This window comes from Sanyastnella coralliicola, assembly GCF_030845195.1.
Taxonomy (GTDB): domain Bacteria; phylum Bacteroidota; class Bacteroidia; order Flavobacteriales_D; family Sanyastnellaceae; genus Sanyastnella; species Sanyastnella coralliicola.
Window position 1 is genome coordinate 2,647,843 of record NZ_CP132543.1, and the last position, 17,744, is coordinate 2,665,586.

The 17,744-nt window shown below is 47.3% G+C and carries 10 protein-coding genes; 7 read left to right on the forward strand and 3 right to left on the reverse strand.

Annotation, left to right across the window (positions count from 1 at the left end):
• Positions 1-5 precede the first annotated feature (5 nt).
• From RA156_RS11010 to RA156_RS11020, 3 genes are read left to right on the forward strand one after another with little or no spacing between them, the layout of a single operon-like run.
• Positions 6-2,171 carry an SPFH domain-containing protein gene (locus RA156_RS11010; protein WP_306640112.1) on the forward strand — a complete coding sequence of 722 codons (2,166 nt, stop codon included), beginning with the start codon at positions 6-8 and terminating at the stop codon, positions 2,169-2,171.
• Positions 2,172-2,189: 18 nt separating this feature from the next.
• Positions 2,190-7,100, forward strand: a complete 4,911-nt coding sequence (locus RA156_RS11015; protein WP_306640113.1) for a DNA repair ATPase — start codon at positions 2,190-2,192, stop codon at positions 7,098-7,100.
• A 32-nt stretch (positions 7,101-7,132) separates the two neighbouring features.
• Complete coding sequence (locus RA156_RS11020; protein ID WP_306640115.1) at positions 7,133-8,593, forward strand: T9SS type A sorting domain-containing protein; 1,461 nt, start codon at positions 7,133-7,135, stop codon at positions 8,591-8,593.
• A gap of 3 nt (positions 8,594-8,596) precedes the next feature.
• Here the strand turns inward: RA156_RS11020 and bioB are convergent, their stop codons facing one another.
• The 3 genes from bioB to glmM are packed head-to-tail and all read right to left on the reverse strand — an operon-like array spanning position 8,597 to position 12,296.
• Complete coding sequence (gene bioB / locus RA156_RS11025; RefSeq protein ID WP_306640117.1) at positions 8,597-9,670, reverse strand: biotin synthase BioB; 1,074 nt, start codon at positions 9,668-9,670, stop codon at positions 8,597-8,599.
• A gap of 56 nt (positions 9,671-9,726) precedes the next feature.
• On the reverse strand, positions 9,727-10,908 hold the full coding sequence (locus RA156_RS11030; protein ID WP_306640119.1) for a cysteine desulfurase family protein: 1,182 nt from the start codon (positions 10,906-10,908) through the stop codon (positions 9,727-9,729).
• Positions 10,908-12,296, reverse strand: coding sequence for a phosphoglucosamine mutase (glmM, locus tag RA156_RS11035; RefSeq protein ID WP_306640121.1), 1,389 nt, complete (start codon positions 12,294-12,296; stop codon positions 10,908-10,910). The genes RA156_RS11030 and glmM overlap by 1 nt, the downstream gene beginning before the upstream one ends.
• A gap of 198 nt (positions 12,297-12,494) precedes the next feature.
• On the opposite strand from glmM, the gene RA156_RS11040 reads away from it, so the two are divergent.
• The 4 genes from RA156_RS11040 to RA156_RS11055 all read left to right on the forward strand — a co-directional run bounded on the left by RA156_RS11040 (position 12,495) and on the right by RA156_RS11055 (position 17,743).
• Positions 12,495-15,011 (forward strand): VPS10 domain-containing protein, encoded by a 2,517-nt coding sequence (locus RA156_RS11040; protein WP_306640123.1) that lies wholly within the window; start codon positions 12,495-12,497, stop codon positions 15,009-15,011.
• A 154-nt stretch (positions 15,012-15,165) separates the two neighbouring features.
• Entirely contained in the window at positions 15,166-16,578 is a 1,413-nt protein-coding gene (locus RA156_RS11045; RefSeq protein WP_306640125.1) for a tetratricopeptide repeat protein, read from the forward strand.
• Positions 16,579-16,580: 2 nt separating this feature from the next.
• Positions 16,581-17,429 (forward strand): phosphosulfolactate synthase, encoded by an 849-nt coding sequence (locus tag RA156_RS11050; protein ID WP_306640126.1) that lies wholly within the window; start codon positions 16,581-16,583, stop codon positions 17,427-17,429.
• Positions 17,426-17,743, forward strand: a complete 318-nt coding sequence (locus RA156_RS11055) for a rhodanese-like domain-containing protein (RefSeq protein WP_306640128.1) — start codon at positions 17,426-17,428, stop codon at positions 17,741-17,743. The genes RA156_RS11050 and RA156_RS11055 overlap by 4 nt, the downstream gene beginning before the upstream one ends.
• Position 17,744: the final 1 nt, after the last annotated feature.

Consider the following 17,744-nt stretch of genomic DNA (forward strand, 5'->3'; position numbering starts at 1 on the left):
TGAACATGGAATTTTTCCAAAACTCCCTCTTCACAGGGTTGATAATTGGGGTATTTATAATTTTCGGTATAATATTCCTTGCCAGCCGTTTATATAAGAAGACAAAACAAGGACAGGCCCTTGTCCGCACAGGAATTGGTGGAATTAAGGTGTCATTTAACGGCCTCACTGTCATTCCGGTTTTCCAACGACTGGAAGTAATGGACATCTCTCTAAAGACCATTATGATTCACCGTCATGGAAACGAAGGATTGATCTGCCAGGACAACATGCGTGCAGACATCAAGGTGACTTTCTTCGTTCGTGTGAACGAAAAAATCGAAGACGTAAAGAAAGTAGCTCAGTCAGTGGGTTGTGTTCGCGCTTCGAGCAAAGAGGCCCTCGAACAACTTTTTGACGCCAAGTTCTCGGAAGCCCTGAAGACGGTCGGTAAGAAGTTCAACTTTGTGGATCTCTACAATCAACGTGATGAGTTCCGCAAAGAAATTGTTAACCTTATTGGAACTGACTTAAATGGGTACGTCCTAGATGACTGTGCGATTGACTACCTCGAGCAGACACCGCTTTCAGCTCTTGATGAGAACAACATTCTCGATTCAGAGGGTATCAAGAAGATTCGCGAGCTCACAGCGAACCAGAAGATCAAGGCGAACCACATTCTTCGCGACAAAGAGAAAACGATCAAGCAACAAGACGTTGAAGCGCGTGAGGCGATTCTAGAAATGGAACGTCAGCTCGCTGAAACAGAAGAACGCCAGAATCGTGAAGTACAATCGATCAAGGCCCGCGAAGGCGCAGAGATCTTGAAGGTTCAAGAAGAAGAGCGTTTGAAGGCTGAAAAGGCACGAATTCAAACCGAAGAAGAGCTACAAGTAGCAGAAGAAAACAAGCTACGCCAGATTGTAGTGGCAGCTAAGAATAAGGAACGTACTGACGCGGTTGAAACAGAACGCGTAGAGAAAGATCGTCTACTTGAAGTCAACGAACGTGAACGCGTAGTGACACTTGCACAGATTGATAAAGAGAAATCGATTGAAATTGAACGCAAGAACATTCAAGAAGTGATTCGTGAACGCGTGGCCATCCAGAAGAGTGTGGTCGACGAAGAAGAGCGTATCAAGGATACTCGTGCATTCGCTGAGGCTGATCGTATGAAGAAAGTAGCAGTGACCAAATCTGAAGAAGAGGCGGAAGCTGAACTAGTGAAGGCGATCAAGTCTGCGGAAGCACAGAAACAAGCGGCAGAACACAAAGCACGTCAATTACTCATCGAAGCGGAGGCTGAGCAAGCAAGTGCTGCGCAACGCGCTGAAGCCATCAAAACATTGGCTGAAGCAGATGCTGCGAAGCACGCAGCTCAAGGTATTGCCGAAGCTCAAGTTATGGAAGCCAAGGCTGACGCCCGCGAGAAGCAAGGTGAAGCTGAAGCATCTGTTCTAGAAGCACAAGCTCTCGCTGAAGCAAAAGGAATCGAAGCGAAATCAAATGCGCAGGCAGAAGCTGATCTGAAGATTGGTGAGGCCTCTGCAGAAGTAGACCGCAAACGCGGATTCGCAGAAGCTGAAGTGATTCAAAAGATCGCGGAAGCCGATAAAGAGAAAGGACTCGCAGAAGCACTGGTTGCTGGTGAGAAGTACACAGTCGACGCTCAAGGTATCGAGGCGAAAGCCGAAGCCATGAAGAAGCTCGATGGTGTCGGGAAAGAACACGAAGAGTTCAAGCTACGTCTCGAGAAAGACAAAGAAGTGGAATTGGCAAGCATCAATATCCAAGCAGAAATTGCCGAAGCGCAAGCTGAAGTATTGGGTACAGCCCTTGAAAATGCCAAGATTGATATCGTCGGTGGTGAAAACGTATTCTTCGATAAGATCGTTGGAGCTATCTCAAACGGGAAAGCCACAGACCGTTTGGTAGACAATTCGAATGTCTTGAGTGATGTACGGCGTCAACTGCTCGGTTCTGGAGATGAAGATGGCTTCATCGCCAACCTGAAAGAAATGGCTATTGCCGGAGGAATCTCTGCTGAAGGAATCCGCGACCTGAGTGTTGCTGCCTTGATTGCACAACTGATCATGCGCGAATCGGACCCAAATAAGCAGTCGCTCCTAGAAGCCCTTCTTGGAAGAGCCAATGACCTTGGTTTGGCAAACAAGTCGTTAGGAGACCTTTAATTTTGTCCCTACCTCTCAATGGCTGAAAACCAAGAACAAAAAGACATACAGCTCGAACAAGGCACCTATGAGATCCTGAGGAATCGACTCCTCGAACGAAGTGACTTCCTGAATCAACGGCTTGCGGCGCTCAATGAAGAACGCCGTAAGACCTTCGGGACCATCGCACGAGAGTTGATCACCACTGAACGGATTACCACAGCCAACAACTGTGTAGCCCGTGATTTGGCTCCCATCGGTACCGAACGATTCATCTTCGGGTACAACGTGCACATCGGATTGCGCGGCAGCATTTCATCGACCGATGTTTTCGCTTGCTTCGATTACGATCCGGCATCACATACCTTCAGTGAAAATACCTCAGGTGTACTCAGAGATGAACAGTTCGAAGCTGACTTTCAGAATCTCTATAAATACTATAGAGATGCGCGATTCTTGAAGTTCCTTGAGCTCGGCCCTTTCCTTTATGCCGCCTTTCAAATTGGAAAGAGTGTCGACGACATCAAGGTCTTCAAATGGCGCATCAATGGAGATCAACTGAAGTATGAGAATTCACGTAGCGAACATGAATTCGTCTTGCCTGAACAACATGCATTCCGCTGGGAACAGGCAACGCGTGACATGCATCGCAAAGGTGTTCACCCGCACATCAGCATCAACGACAAAGTATTCGTTGAAACGATCGGTGGAGACCTGACCATCAAAGTTGAAGACAACACAGACACTGGTAAAGGGATCTTCTCTGAACCAGTGACTGAGGTAGACCAAACGCTCGATGACGCTGAAGTATACTTCGCGCAAGTTGGGGTGGTGACAATCTTGAAGATTCGTCCTTACCGTGAAGAGCAGTTCCGCTACATCGTCTTCAATGAAAAAATACAAGAAGCCGTGCGCATCGACGCACTGGAAGATAGCTGTGTGCTGCTTCCAGAAGATCAAGGACTGATCTATGCGCGGGGCTACTACAACCAAACTGGGGAATACAAATCGTTCGACCATGGGCTGCAAAACATGGCCTTCGAACGTCGCATCGACGCGCCTAACGGTGAAGATTACCTCTACGTTTTCTACAACAAGATTACGGGTACATACATCTTGTTGTCGTACAACATCATTGAACAAACCGTTCAAACACCGATCATCTGCAATGGATTCTCATTGTTTGAGTCGGGAGAGAATGCTGTGTTCAAGACAGATGAAGAGGCAAAGAAACACCACGCCATCCAGTTGTGGTCTACCCCATTCCACTCTCCTAACGTGATTATCGAAAAGGAGAACCAACAAAACTACCTCTACAAAATCGGGAACAAGGAGGTCGTGAAGGCCATGGCAGAAGCTACGGAACTCATCAAGATCTCACGCAAGGAAGACTCTTACGCCAACTTGTACCTCGACATTGTAAAGCGATCTACAGACATCATTGACTCTTACCATTGGCTCGACAACAACGAGATTCCAGATCTCTTAGAGCCTCTCGGTAATATTCGAGATACGGCACAGCAAGCCATCGACGAATTCGAGAAGGTAATTCGCATACGCAAGGCCACTGCCGAACAAACGGAAGACACGCTATTCCGCGCTAGCGAAGTCATTAAACGCGCGAAATACGCCCGTGAAAATGAGATTCGCCCGTACATCGAATTGCTCAATGAATTACGATCGCTGAAAGGTGAAGTGATTACGCTCAAAGATCTCCGTTACGCTGACATCGAACGTATTGAAGGCAGCGAGAAAGAGATTCAAGAGGTGCAGCAGCAAGTTTCTGACACTACCGTGGAATTCTTGCTTCGTGATGACGCCCTGGAACCTTATGAAAAAGAGGTAACGCGTATTGAGAAAGCGTTAAACGCTGTAGAAAAAGTGGTCGAGATCAACGCCCTCGAAAAAGAGACGCGCGGATTCGCACACCAACTTGAGCTGTTGATCGATGTGGTATCGAATCTGAAGATTGAAGACGCCACCAAAACAGGGGCAATCCTGGAACAGATTACGGCGACTTACGCGAAATTCAACTCGCTGATTAGTGAGATAACGAAGAAGCGTAAGCAGTATCAACGAACGGAGGGCGAAGCAGTATTCAAGGCTCAGCTAATGCTGATTGAGCAGACGCTTTCAAGCTATGTTGAGCTCGCTGAAACGCCTGAAGCCTGCAATGACTACCTGAACAAACTGTTAATTCAGGTTGAAGAATTGGATGCGCGCTTCTCAGACTTTGAAGATTTCCGTGAGGAGATTGATGAGAAGCGAAACAACATTCAACAGGCATTTGAGTCACGCCGTTTGGTCTTACTGGAAGAGATCAATAAGAAGACTGCCGCACTGCAGCGATCTGGAAATCGCATTGTGAATAGCATTGTTTCACGCGTTGAGCAGATCGAAAACAACAGCGATATCCATGCATTTTATGCGGGGGATGTCATGGTAGAAAAGCTACGTCAAGTCATTGAGGATCTCATGGAATTGGGTGACTCGGTGAAGGCTGATGAGCTTCAAAGTAAGCTCAAGCGCACGAAGGAAGATGCACTGCGTCAGCTGCGTGACAAGAAAGAACTCTTTGCGAATGGAAGCGATGCCATCATGTTTGGAAAGCACGCGTTCAATGTGAACCGTCAGAACCTAGACTTGACATTGATTCCTCGTGAAGACACGCTTTACTACCACTTAACTGGAACAAACTTCTTCCACCCGGCTGGAGAGGAATTGCAACAGTATACTTCGCTCTTTGATCAAAGTTTGGTGAGTGAAAACTCAGACGTTTACCGAGCTGAATTCCTCGCTTATCAGCTGATCAATGAACTGCGCGAACGCAACGCAGTGCTGAGTGAATGGCTAGCTGTTCCTCAAGAAGAGCTAATGACGGTGATTCACGAAATGATGCGTCAACGTCCGGGAGAAGGATACATCAAAGGGGTCCATGATCACGACGCTTTGCGCATCACCCTGGCCATGATTGATCTTGACCACCGCGTCAAGAGCCTTCGTTTCACAGGCCTCGAACGCGTCCTAGGACAACTCGCTTGGCACTTTGCCTTTTCGAAAGAACTACGCGCTCGTTACACCCAAGAAGCGACCTCGTTCCGGAATGCTCGCAAGTTCTTCGCGAACCCGCCGATTGACCATCAAATCACCTCGGCAGCAACTGAAGCCATTGGTGAGTTCCTAGAAGGAACCATTGATTTAAGCCAGATTGAATCCGTTGATCACTCGCAGCTTGCTATGCGTATTGAACAGGCGCTTTGGTTCGCTAACGCGGAAAACACGGGGATGGAAGTGAGTAAAGAAGGAGCCTCCTTCGCTGAATCATTCCAGCAATACTTGAAAGGGAAGCGTAGTCTCGGTCAATTTGAAACCCTTATCCAGTCGTACAAGGAACGTCCGATTGACGGCTTTAATAAGACTTTTGACTGGCTCCTTGCCTTTGGAGAAGGGGAAGACACCCACTTGCTCTTTGAAGCCGCTTTCGTGGTCTTCGCCAAGTCAAGCTCACGGGAGATTTCCTGGGAGCAAAGCAAGGTTCCTACCCTTTCAGAGGGGGTTGAATTGAAAGGGAATCACCCTGTGACTTCTTCTTATGCATCAGGAATGAGCCTGGCCACCTTCGAGCAGAAGCTTCATCACTTCATGAGTGATCAAGTGCCGGCATTTAATGCGCTGCAGCAATTAAAACGCGAGAAGCTTGATGACGAACGCCATGCACTGAAGATTGATGAATTCAAGCCACGGGTGATGTCGTCGTTTGTCCGAAACAGACTAATTGACGAGAGCTACCTCCCACTGATTGGAGACAACCTCGCCAAGCAGATTGGAACCGCTGGAGACAACAAGCGAACAGACCTGATGGGACTCTTGCTTCTGATCTCCCCTCCGGGATATGGTAAGACGACCTTGATGGAGTACATCGCTTCCCAGCTTGGGTTGGTATTTGTGAAAATCAATGGTCCGTCCATTGGTCATCGAATCACATCGATTGATCCTGCAGAAGCGACCAATTCCGCTTCGCGTGACGAGTTGAACAAACTCAACCTCGCATTGGAAATGGGCGACAACGTCATGCTCTACCTAGATGATATTCAGCACTGCAACCCTGAGTTCCTCCAGAAATTCATTTCGCTTTGTGATGCACAGCGTAAGATTGAAGGGGTATTCAGAGGCCGTTCAAAGACCTACGACTTGAAAGGCCGTAAGGTGGCTGTGGTGATGGCTGGAAACCCTTACACCGAGAGCGGTGAGAAGTTTAAGATTCCAGACATGTTGGCGAACCGTGCTGACATCTACAACCTAGGTGATATCATCGGCTCTAACTCCAACGCTTTCAAAGACAGCTACATCGAAAACTCATTGACGAGTAATTCAATCATGAACCGTCTAGCGACGAAGAGCCTAGGAGATGTGCGCAAGATGATTCGCCTCGCGGAGAGTGGTGAAATGACCGATGAGTTTGAGGCTCAACATACACCAGAAGAAATCGAGGAATACGTAACCACCTTGAAAAAGATGTTCCGCATTCGCGATGTCGTGCTGAAGGTGAATATGGAATACATCTACTCTGCGAGTCAGGCAGATGAATTCCGCACCGAGCCTCCGTTTAAGATGCAAGGTTCGTATCGTAACATGAACCGAATGGTAGAGAAAGTGCTGCCTTTCATGAACGATGATGAACTGGAGAACGTAATCATGACGCACTATGAAAACGAATCTCAAACGCTGACGACAGGCACCGAATGGAACTTCCTAAAGTTCAAAAGCATGGCCTTCACGCTCACTGCGGAAGAAGAACAACGTCGTGCAGCGATCTTAGAAGTGTTCAACAGGAACCAACGATTGAAAGGAGCCGGCGGCAATCAACTCGTTCCAGTACTTGAACAATTGGAACACCTGATTTCTGGAATCAAAGGAATCGGCGACGCGATCCGCAACGGACAAGACTAATATAACAGGCAGATTTTGTGTATTTTAGATACATGAAATTTGCCTTTTCCTGTCTACTCGTACTGGCGAGCCTGTGCTCTATTGGGCAGACTTCCGACTTCATTTATATCGGTGATACAGAAACCAACAACCTTCGTCGCTGCGATTCAGATGGATCGAATATGGAGGTGCTCTTCGCCATCAATTCCATTCGCGAAGTAGACGTCGATCCAGCGAACGACAAAGTCTATTTTATTGATGCTGATATAGATAAGATTCAGATGTATGACATCATCACCGAGCAAATCTCAGACGTGTCTCCTTATGTGAATGGCGTCAACTCGATGTACATCGACCACAAAACTCAGGTCATCTATTTCACCTCTTCTGTTGAAGACAACCTCTATTCGGTGAATGCAGATGGAAGCAACTATCAGGTCTTAGAAGAACTTGACTTCAAGCCCACGAGCATCGAATATGACCCTTGTTCGGGTCGAGTTTTCTATACTGACTACGACGAAGGTAGAATCCTCAGTATGCTGCCTGATGGCTCAGACCACCAAGTTCATCTAGAAGGTCTTTCACAACCCAAGGAAATTGAAATTGACCATGTTCACCGAACGCTGTACTTCACACAAACCAACATGGGGTTTATCTTCGAATGTGACCTCAACACATGGGAGTACGATGAATACATCGCGCTTTCAGGAATCAGCTGGGCAAGCATGGAGATTGACGATGTGAATGACCTATTCTACTATCTAGAATATGATACCGATCAACTTTGGGTGATGGACATGGCCACTATGGAAAGCACTTTGCTCAGTGATGAATTTTCGGTTCCATCACACATCGGTATCGCCTCTTGTCAACCACAATGTGGAATGCGCGAAGCCTTCTATTGTGGTGAACTTCCTTACCAATTCAATGATCAAGAACTCACAGAAAGTGGCATCTACACTTTCTTACATCCTTTAGAAACGGGATGTGACTCCTTGGAAATCCTTGACCTGAATTACTCTACCCCTCTCGCTTCAGGATTACAGGCAGAATATTTCATCACCACGAACGATGACCTAACGCTCAGCGTTGATGTTACATGGACGAACGTTCTCTGGTCAACTGGTGAAGAAGGAATGTCTATTGAGCTTTCAGGAGAGGAACTAGGGGCAGGCACGCATTACTTCACCGTCTGGGGAGAATCGCTGGCTATGGGATGCCAAGTTGCAAGTGAATTCATTGTGATTGTAGACGAAGGCGTAAATGTTTTTGAAGTTGAAAACGAAGTGCATCTGAGTTTGTTCCCGAACCCGAACGTACCTGGAAACAGAATCAACATTCAATTATCACAAGAAATTGAGTACATCACATTGACCAACCTCACCGGTCAGTTCATTCTACGCTCGAATACCCAAAGCTTTTATCTCCCTGAAGACTTAGCCAAAGGTCTATACCTCGTGCATGTTTACGTTCAAGATGGAGAAGTGAACAGCTTGAAGCTGCTCATTCAATAAGATCTATTTCCCCGCTTTCTCCAAGTTACGCTCAATAGCATGTCCTGGGCGGCTCCACTTGATGCGTTTCTCTGGATTGTCGTTGTTGCGGTAAGCCTCATTGATTTCTGGTTGCTCTCCTTTTGAGTAGGGCTTCATTGGCTTAATACCGAGAAGATTGAACAGCTCCATATCCTTATTTACATCAGGATTAGGGGTTGTCAATAGCTTATCACCAGCGAAAATCGAACCTGCGCCCACAAGGAAACACAGCGCTTGACCTTCATCGCTCATTTCTGTACGTCCTGCTGAAAGACGAACCACAGAAGTTGGAAGTACAATACGCGTCACAGCAATCATGCGAACCATTTCCCAGATGCTCACCGTCTCTTGATCTTCAAGTGGAGTTCCTTCCACGGCTACAAGTGCATTGATCGGCACACTCTCTGGTGGTGTATCCATTGCGCTGTATGTGGCGAGCATTCCGCAACGGTCATCATCGCTTTCACCCATACCGATGATACCTCCAGAGCACACCGTCATCCCCGCTTTGCGAGCGTTATCGATGGTCTCCAAACGATCTTCGTATCCGCGAGTAGAGATGATCTCTTTGTAGTACTCTTCAGAGCTATCTAGGTTGTGATTGTATGCGTACAAGCCGGCATCTTTCAGACGCTTAGCTTGCTTCTCAGTCAACATCCCGAGCGTAGCACAGACTTCGAGTCCGGTTTCGTTCACCGTACGAACCATCTCCAATACGTGATCGAAATCAGCGTCGTCTTTCACGTTTCTCCAAGCTGCACCAAGGCACAGACGTGAAGAACCAGAAGACTTAGCACGCAGTGCTTGCGCTTTCACGTGATCCAAACCAAGCAGATCTTCGTTGTCTACTCCCGTGTGGTAACGTGCCGCTTGCGGACAGTAACCACAATCCTCAGGACATCCACCTGTTTTGATGGATAGCAGGGTTGAAACCTGTACCTCATCAATGGCGTGATGCTCACGATGAACAGTAGATGCTTTATGGATCAGCTCGATCAAGGGAAGATCGTAGAGCTCTTTGATCTCTTCACGAGACCATACGCGCGCTTCTTTCATAGACCGCGAATTTCTATCAAATGGGGTTAGTAAAAAAGAAAAAGTACCGCTAGGAATTAGCTCCCGTGCGTTACCTTCTCTGTTTCAGTCTGTTTCACTCCCAACACTTTACCAACAGCCGCAAGAGCGTGGTCAATGTCAGCCTTCTCAGTGAAGCGACTGAAGGAGAAGCGAATGCTCGCTCTTCCTGGTTCCATGGCATTGATTCCTTCCAACACGTGTGACCCTTTCGCCGCACCTGAAGAACAAGCACTTCCTCCAGAAGCAGCCACCCCTTCAAGATCAAGCAAGAAGAGCAACATACCTCCATTTGGGTTTGGTGGGAAGTTCACATTCAAGACGGTGTAGAGGCTATTCTCATTCACGCAATCGCCATTGAACTTGACATCTGGAATCATCTTTTGCAATGAGTCCTTCATGTACATCTTTAATCCCAACACGTGATTGCGGTGACCTTCTACGTCTTCGTAAGCCAACTCAAGCGCCTTGGCTAGACCTACAATACCATAGATATTCTCTGTTCCACCACGCAATGAACGCTCTTGTCCACCTCCGATGATCATAGAGTTGATCTTCAGATTCTTATTGACGTACAAGAAGCCTGTTCCCTTTGGTCCGTGGAACTTGTGAGCAGCGCACGTGATGAAATCAATATCGAGTGCTTGAAGATCGAATGGGATATGTCCCATGGTCTGCACGGTATCGCTATGGAACAGTGCTCCATTTGCACGACACAAATCACTCACTTGTTGTAACGGCAAGACATTCGCGATCTCATTGTTCGCGTGCATCAAGGTTACCAATGTTTTATCTGGTGTATCTAGCAACTCTGCGAGGTGTGCTAGATCAACATGACCGTTTTCAGTAAGGCGTACTAAGCTCAGACGAATCTTTCCTTCATCTGCTAAACGCTCTGCAGTTTTAATCACTGCACTGTGCTCGATGGCACTAGTAATGATGTGTGTGCACCCTAGATCAAAAATGGAAGCCTTCAGTGCGAGGTTATCCGCCTCGGTTCCGCCTGAAGTGAAACAGATCTCTGCCGGATTGCAATTAAGCATCTTCGAGATCTTACGACGCGACGTTTCAATCGCGGTCTTCACTTTTCGTCCGAAACTATGTGACGAAGAAGGGTTTCCGAAATGATTTTGAAGATAGGGGATCATTGCCTCTACCACCTGGGGATCGATCGGTGTTGTTGCCGCGTTATCCAGGTAGACGTTCTTCATTTCTTTCATCAGCCTGCTATTTCTTTCAGTTCTCCCATGAAGCGCTCAGCCAAGGCCGCAGCAGCTTCAGTTGTCGTGCTTTCAGAGTAGATACGAATGATCGGCTCTGTGTTCGACTTACGCAAATGTACCCACTCATTTTCGAAATCGATCTTGACACCATCGATGGTATTGATCTCTTCGTGCTGATATTTCTCAGCGATCGTGGCTAAGATGCCGTCAACATCCATCCCCTGTTCGAGTTGGATCTTGTTCTTAGACATAGCGTAGTTTGGATACGAGGCACGCATTTCAGCAGCGCTCATTCCACTTTTCGCCAGGTGCGTTAGGAACAACCCTATACCCACCAGCGCGTCGCGACCGTAGTGAGAAGCTGGGTAGATTACTCCCCCATTTCCTTCTCCACCGATCACGGCGTTGTTTGCTTTCATTTTATTGACAACGTTCACCTCTCCTACTGCAGCAGCTTCGTAGCTCCCACCGTTTTTGTTCGTGACGTCGCGAAGTGCTCTTGTTGAAGACAGGTTACTCACGGTATTCCCTGGAGTGTGCTTCAACACGTGATCAGCCACTGCCACCAAGGTGTACTCTTCACCAAACATGCTTCCATCTTCACAAACCATAGCGAGACGATCCACATCTGGGTCAACCACAATTCCTAGGTCAGCACCTTTCTCTTGAATCATTCCAGCAATCGCTGTTAAATGCTCAGGAAGCGGCTCAGGATTGTGCGGGAATTGACCGTTTGGTTCACAGTACAATTCATAAACCTCACTCACACCTAACGCTTTCAGCAAGGCAGGAACAAAGATTCCTCCTGATGAATTCACGCAATCACAAGCAATCTTAAAGTTGGCATTGCGGATGGCATCCACATCTACCAATTCAAGGTCTTTTACTGCCTGGATGTGCTTCTCAAGCCAAGTATCGTTCGTTTCGTAGTTCCCGAGATCATCGACTTCCGCGAAAGCGTAAGCATCATTATCAGCAATAGCAAGTACACGCGCACCATCATCACCAGAAATGAACTCTCCTTTTCCATTCAGAAGTTTGAGTGCATTCCATTGCTTTGGATTGTGGCTAGCTGTGAGGATAATACCTGCATCTGCTCCTTCAGCAGGAACAGCCAGTTCCACCGTTGGTGTAGTGCTCAATCCGAGATCAATCACATCAACTCCCATTCCTTGAAGGGTTCCAGAGACGAGATTACGAACCATCGGACCACTGATTCGCGCGTCACGGCCGATCACCATGCGCACCTTATCCTTGCCTGTGGTCTCTTTAATGAAAGTGGCAAAGGCAGCGGTGAACTTCACTACATCGAGCGGAGTTAGACCTGTACCCGGGGCACCTCCAATGGTTCCTCGTATTCCTGAAATTGATTTGATCAATGTCATAGTTGTCGATTTTCAATGCAAATGTATTGTTTCCGCAGGGCTGACAAGGCGAAACAGGTCAGGAGTTATTCACCGAAAATTCAGTAGATGCTTGTATTTCTTACTACCCGTTGGAAACGGAAGAATCGCTTGATTTTGTCAATATAGTTTAGGGAGCCAAGGCCTTTCAGATGTACTTTTACCACAAGACCACTACACATGAGAATTCTATCCTTTCTGTCACTCGTCATCTTTCTTGTTGCATGCACCCCTCAGCAAGATCAATCGAACACCACTGCTGATAAACTTTCAGAGAAGGCGCGTCCGAACGATCATGTGATGATGCAGCGAAGCTATCCTGACCTCACTCCTGACGTCAAGGCTATGCAACGTGTGGCTGAACGCGCTATCGCGGAATCGCATAGCAAATCCGTTGATCACCCATGGCAGGTGGAAGGTCCGACAAACATCGGCGGACGTATCAATACACTCGCTATTGACCCGAATGACGAATTGACCATGTACGCAGGTAGCTGTACTGGAGGAGTATTCAAAACCAGCAATGGCGGCGATTCATGGGATCCGATCGGAGACGATTTTCAGTTCCTACCTATTGGTCACATTGTCATCAACCCGAACAACTCTGATGATATCCTCGTGGGAACAGGTGACCCGCAGCTGAGTGGATTGCCACACATTGGAAACGGAGTCTACCGTTCATTCGATGGAGGTGATACTTGGACGAACATCGGACTAGAAGATATGGGAGTCATCTCCAAAGTGGGCTTCCACCCTGAAGACGATCAGACGCTCTTCGCCTGCGCGATGGGTGTGCCTTTCGCTCCAGGTCCAGACAGAGGTTTCTACCGCACGACAGATGGTGGAATGACGTGGACTCAACAGCTCTTCCTCGCGGAAAATGCCGGAATCACTGATTTCAAAATGAACCCTGAAAACCCAGATGTAATTTACGCTGCAGGTTGGAATCGTATCCGAAACAATCAAGAGTCGATTATCACCGGTGAACAAAGCCGTATCCACCGTTCAACCGATGGTGGTGATACGTGGGTTCAACTAGTGAACGGACTCCCAATGGGTGACCAATGCCGTATTGGATTAGAGATGTCTCAAAACGACCCAAATACTCTGTGGGCATTGGTTGTTGGTACTGATTACGGAGTACAAGGAATCTACAAAACCACGGATGGCGGAGACAGTTGGGTAAACCTCTACCAAGGCGGACTCGAAGGTGCACTTGGAGGATTCGGTTGGTACTTTGGTAAGATCCGTGTAAATCCATTTGACGAGAACGAGATCACCATTCTCGGTGTGGATATGTGGACGACCTACAACAACTGTCAAACATGGGAAATGTCAACTCCACCATGGTGGGAGTACGATGTGCATGCTGACAAGCACGACCTCATTTACCTCAACCCAGATACGATGTGGCTGGCAACTGACGGTGGGATTTACCGAACAGGCACACACTTCATTTTCTGGGACGATGCAGATGACATCCCGAATACGCAGTTCTACCGCATTGCTTTGAACCCTCATAACCCTGGTGTATACACGGGTGGGGCGCAAGACAATGGAACCACTTCAGGAAACCTCAGCACCATTGATGAATGGACACGTGATTACGGTGGCGATGGTTTCCAGACGATTTATGATCCGGTCATTGACGGCATCAAGTACATGGAAACTCAGAACGGAAATATCGTTGTGAGTGAGTTTGGCAACATCTTCGGACTGACCTTCGGACTTGACGAAGACGATCGTCGTAACTGGGACATGCCGTACATCATGAGTCACTTTGACAACGAACGACTGTACACAGGTACAGAGAAAGCGTATTGGATGAACGGCGCACCATATGATGTGTGGGAGCCAATCAGCCAAGACCTCACAGATGGGAACATCTTTGGCTCGAACTTCCACACGATTTCTACCATTGGTGAAGCACAGACGGATGAAAGTAGAATCATGGTTGGAACAAGTGACGCCAACGTATGGCTGGGAACAGCAGGTGGAAACAGTTTCGTTTGGCAGCCTGTAACCGGTGACCTTCCAGAGCGCTACGTGACGAATGTCAAGAGCAGTCCTGAAACAGAAGAACGCTGGTGGATCTCTCACAGCGGTTACAAAGACAACGATCAAACCGCTCACCTCCACCGCACAGATGACAATGGGGCGAACTGGATTGATGTAACAGGAGATTTACCTGAACAACCGGTGAATCACATCGAAGTATTGAACGACAGTATTCTCTTTATCGCGACTGATTACGGTGTATACCACACAGTGAATAGCGGAGACAACTGGGTACGAATTGGAAACAACATGCCGGCGATTCCGGTCTTTGACCTTGAGATTGATACGACAGCACATACGCTTGTCGCTGGAACATTTGCTCGCGGTATTTGGACCTTCCCTATCGACTCATTGTTCACGTGGCCTGAACCAGAGGTGGAAGATGATCCAATCAACATTGATGAAGAGTTACTAACACAACAATTCATCTATCCTAACCCTGCTTCTGACCAACTTCGCCTTGTTGGTTATGAAGGTTTCACATTTGAAGTATACGACCTTCGCGGTCAACTCGTTCTATCTAAAGGAAGGCTGACAAATAGCGCTCAACTCGACGTTAGTCAGCTGAAAAGCGGAAAATATGTCATAGTCTTCACCAAGGATCAAACGAAGATGACAGAAAGCTTCATCAAACGATGATGTGGCAAGAAGATTGTGAATAACCTATTTGGATGTCTGTACTGACGGGATACTCGGCGGGAATTGACATGTGAAAAAGAATCCGAGCCTTTTGGCCGGAAACGGTTTCTTAAAACATAGCTTTATAAGAAGCCTAAACAGGACGATCCAAAATATGAGCGAAGAATGGAATTATCAGGGCGAGGATGAGCGGAAGTTGCTCGTAGCACGCTACGAGAAAATGATCGCTGATGACGAGTCCTACTTTTTCGATATCGACCAGTTCGAATCGATTATAGAATACTATCTAGAGCGCAATCGCATTAAGCAGGCACAGCACGTCTTGAAATATGCGGCGCAGCTCTTCCCAGATAGTACCGTACTTCTCCTGCGCGAAGCTCAATTACTTGCGAGCACTGGCAAACTCAGCCGTGCCGTACCACGCCTCAAGAATTTGTTGCGTTTTGAGCCGAACAACGAAGAAGTGTTGATGACCCTGGCTTCGGTCTACTCGCAACTGCGCGAGCATCGTCAAGCCATTGAATACCTCCAAACAGCATTGAAGACAGCCGATAAAGAACTCAAAGATGAGATCTGGATCGAGCTTGCCTTGGAATACGAAAACCTAGAGCGTTGGGATAAAGCCATTGAGACCCTCACTGAGGCCATCGGTGCAAATCCTGAAAACGAAACCGCGCTTTATGAAATCGCCTACTGCTTCGATATGGCGAACAAAACCGAAGCAGGAATCGCGTACTTCAATAAATTCATCGATTACTTCCCTTACAGTTTCCCCGCTTGGTACAACCTTGGGAACATGCTGCAAAAGGAAGAAAAGCTCGAAGAATCTATCCACGCGTATGACTATTGCTTGGTCATTCAAGAAGACTTTACGCCTGGTATTCTGAACAAAGCAAATGCTCTTGTTAAGTTGGAGCGATACGAAGATGCTATCAAGGAATACAAACTCCTTGTTGGTCTCGAACCACTGCATGCGTCTTCACTCTGCTTCATCGGAGAGTGCTACGAGCGCCTCGAGCAATATGAAGAAGCCGAAAAGTACTACCGTCAATCTCTCGAAGTGGATGATGAGTTTGCAGATGCATGGGTAGGACTCGGTGTCATCATGGACCTTCAAGACATGTCGGATGCTGCATTGAAGTTTTTTGAGCGCGCACTTAAGATTGAACCCGACAATATTGATTTCCAATTACTCATTGGAGCTTCGATGCGCAAACTCGGTATGCACTCCGAGGCAGCCGCCATCTACGAGAACATCATTCGATTGGAATCAACCAATGTGGATGCATGGTTAGATCATTCAGATAACCGTTTCCGAATGGGCGACCATACTGGAGCACTGGAACTTATCCGTGAAGGTGTCACATTGATCCATGATTCAATCGAACTCGAGTACCGCGAAGTCGCATATTTGTATCGTCATGGTAAGAGAAAGGAAGCTTACGGACGTTTAGAAGAATTATTGACGAGGGATTTCGAAAATTCCCAATCTTTGCTGGAATATTTACCAGAGATAGAGAATGACCCAGTAGTGGTACAACTATTGGATCTATATAAGCCAGACTAAAAATGAACTACGACTTACCTTTTCTACCCGAGCGTCCAGCTAAGCCACGCCAGAAAGGTGTGAACATGATCATGGACAAAGGCCTCAGCATCAGAGAAGCTGAAGACCTCGTAAGCCGATCAGGACATTTGATTGACCTACTGAAACTTGGTTTCGGTACATCAATCGTTACCCCAGACCTCGAGCGCAAGATTGAATTCTACCGCAGCAACGATATCGATGTATACGTTGGTGGTACGCTATTCGAAGCGTTCTACATCCGCGGAATGCTGGATGAGTTTGTTGAATACGTAAAGCGTATTGGTGCAAACACTGTTGAGGTTTCTGATGGTAGCATGGTAATCCCGCACAAGCAAAAGTGCCAGGTGATCAACCAACTTTCAAAAGACTTTAAAGTACTTTCTGAAGTAGGATCTAAAGAAGAAGGCATCTTGATTTCACCTAAGAAGTGGATTCAAATGATGCGCGACGAATTGGACGCTGGTTCTTGGAAAGTGATCGCTGAAGCGCGAGAAAGCGGTACGGTAGGTATCTACCGTCCGAACGGAACAGCGCACACGATTCTTATCAATAAGATCCTTTCAAAGGTCGATGGTGATGACATCCTATGGGAAGCGCCGAAAAAAGCGCAACAAGTATGGTTCATCAAATACATGGGACCTAACGTAAACCTTGGAAACATCGCGCCTAGCGATGTAATTTCTCTGGAATGCTTACGTTTGGGGCTTCGAGGTGATACCTTCTTCGAATTCCTTCCAGCGGATGTCGCTGAAGGAAAGCGTCAGGAGAACCCGAAACCTGCAAAGAAAAAAGCGGCTCCGGCCAAAGAGAAAGAGACCAAGGAAGAATGAAAGAGATCAGCGTTTCCGAACTAAAAGCAATGCGTGACAAAAACGAAGATCACCAGTTGATCGACGTTCGCGAAATCCACGAAATTGAGATCTGTACCATCAACGGTACACACATCCCAATGGGTGAGATCATGGCACGCAATGAAGAGGTCCGAAAGGATATCCCTGTAGTCATCCATTGCCGCTCTGGACAGCGTTCTAGTGCCGTGGTGAATGCCTTGGAAGCGAACTTCGGATTTACCAATCTGCACAACCTAACAGGAGGAATTCTGGCTTGGGCCTCTCAGATCGACACAACGCTCGAACAATACTGAT

Coding starts and splice junctions, on each gene's coding strand:
- RA156_RS11010 (WP_306640112.1), top strand. CDS start 6: ATGGAATTTTTCCAAAACTCCCTCTTCACAGGGTTGATAATTGGGGTA.
- RA156_RS11015 (WP_306640113.1), top strand. CDS start 2,190: ATGGCTGAAAACCAAGAACAAAAAGACATACAGCTCGAACAAGGCACC.
- RA156_RS11020 (WP_306640115.1), top strand. CDS start 7,133: ATGAAATTTGCCTTTTCCTGTCTACTCGTACTGGCGAGCCTGTGCTCT.
- bioB (WP_306640117.1), bottom strand. CDS start 9,670: ATGAAAGAAGCGCGCGTATGGTCTCGTGAAGAGATCAAAGAGCTCTAC.
- RA156_RS11030 (WP_306640119.1), bottom strand. CDS start 10,908: ATGAAAGAAATGAAGAACGTCTACCTGGATAACGCGGCAACAACACCG.
- glmM (WP_306640121.1), bottom strand. CDS start 12,296: ATGACATTGATCAAATCAATTTCAGGAATACGAGGAACCATTGGAGGT.
- RA156_RS11040 (WP_306640123.1), top strand. CDS start 12,495: ATGAGAATTCTATCCTTTCTGTCACTCGTCATCTTTCTTGTTGCATGC.
- RA156_RS11045 (WP_306640125.1), top strand. CDS start 15,166: ATGAGCGAAGAATGGAATTATCAGGGCGAGGATGAGCGGAAGTTGCTC.
- RA156_RS11050 (WP_306640126.1), top strand. CDS start 16,581: ATGAACTACGACTTACCTTTTCTACCCGAGCGTCCAGCTAAGCCACGC.
- RA156_RS11055 (WP_306640128.1), top strand. CDS start 17,426: ATGAAAGAGATCAGCGTTTCCGAACTAAAAGCAATGCGTGACAAAAAC.